We start from the raw sequence: 1,439 nt of genomic DNA, 5'->3' as shown, positions 1-1,439 counted from the left end.
CGCTGGTTGGTCAGGTTGGGGTAACTGGACGTACGGTTGTGGTGTCTGGCTGGGCCGTTTCGGGGGAGGTGCCCGATGGCCACACCTCGCAAGCCGACCGCGCCGACGGCGGAGGCGGTGGACCGGTTCTGCGGCCAGTTCGATGATCTGTTCTGTCGTGTGGCTGAGCGCTCCGCCCTTCGGCACTACCTGATCGGTCTGTTGTTGCCCCGGGAGCGCAACAAGACGCTGACGGAGCTTGCCGCCCTGGTGCCCGGTGCTGACCGTCAGCGGTTGCACCACTTCCTGCACGATGCGCCCTGGGATCCCGACGCCCTGGGCGCGCGGCGGGTGGCGCTGTGGCGGCGGGATCCGGACCTGGGGCCGCACGGCAACGGGGTGCTCATCATCGACGAGACCGGGGACCGCAAGCGCGGCCAGGGGATCGTGCTGGCGGCCCAGCAGTACATCGGCAAGCTCGGCCGCACCGCCAACGGCGTCGTGGCTGTCACCAGCCACTGGGCTGACGGCACCCGGCATGCGCCGCTGGGGGTGCGGCCCTACCGGCCCGCCTGTCGGCTGCCTGGCGGTAAGGCCGACCCGGCGTTTGCCACCAAGCCGGAGCTCGCCTGGGAGCTGATCGAGGAAGCCCGCGGCGCCGATGTGCCGTTTCGGGCGGTGGTGGCCGACTGCGTCTACGGCGAGAACCCCACGCTGGAGGGACGTCTACGGACGGCCAGGATCCGCTACGTACTGGCTCTGCGTCCCCGCCACGGCACCTGGCAGTTCGTCGAGGACCCCGCCCACCCGCCGGCGTTCACCCCCGCCGAGGCCGCCGCCCGCCTGCCCTTGGAGGACTGGCGGCGCCTGGTACTGACCGACAGCCACAACCGGCCGCTGGCCCGCCATGTCGCCGAGCTGGAGTTGGGCCCCTGCTACGGACCGGTCCAGGGCACCCGCCTGATCGCCGCCACCGCCGACCCGACAAGGCTCACCCCCGACTCGACCTGGTTCATGGCCACCAACCTCACGGTGGCCGAGGCGGACGCGGCCGAGGTCTATCGGATCTACCGGCTACGGGACTGGATCGAGCACTACTACAAGCCGGCCAAGCACGAACTGGGCTGGGCGGACTTCCAGGTCCGCTCCGAGCAGGCCATCGTGCGGCACTGGCAGCTGGTGATGCTGGCGTTCACCTTCAGCCTGCTGACCACACCACCCCCCGGCCAGGCCGAACAAACGCCCCGCGGGCACGGCGGGGCGGCGGGGGAAAAATCCGCGCCGGCGGATCATCTGGCAGGACACGCTACGGCAGGTCCGCGGCTGGCTGTGCCCCTGGGCACGTCTGCAGCTGTACTGGCACCGCTGGTCGACCGCTCCACCCCCACCGGAACTGGCAGCCCTGCTTGACCACGTGAGCCACTCCCGCCCACTAGCCACCCCAACCTGACCAACCAGCG

Annotated in this window: 1 protein-coding gene; it reads left to right on the top strand. The window is 70.7% G+C overall.

What is annotated here, in order from left to right:
- Positions 1-75 precede the first annotated feature (75 nt).
- Positions 76-1,389 (top strand): IS701 family transposase, encoded by a 1,314-nt coding sequence (locus tag I6A81_RS41190; protein ID WP_238431221.1) that lies wholly within the window; start codon positions 76-78, stop codon positions 1,387-1,389.
- Positions 1,390-1,439: the final 50 nt, after the last annotated feature.

This window comes from Frankia nepalensis, from assembly GCF_016786325.1.
GTDB classification, from domain to species: Bacteria; Actinomycetota; Actinomycetes; order Frankiales; family Frankiaceae; genus Pseudofrankia; species Pseudofrankia nepalensis.
This window is presented reverse-complemented; position numbering and strand designations above follow the sequence as displayed.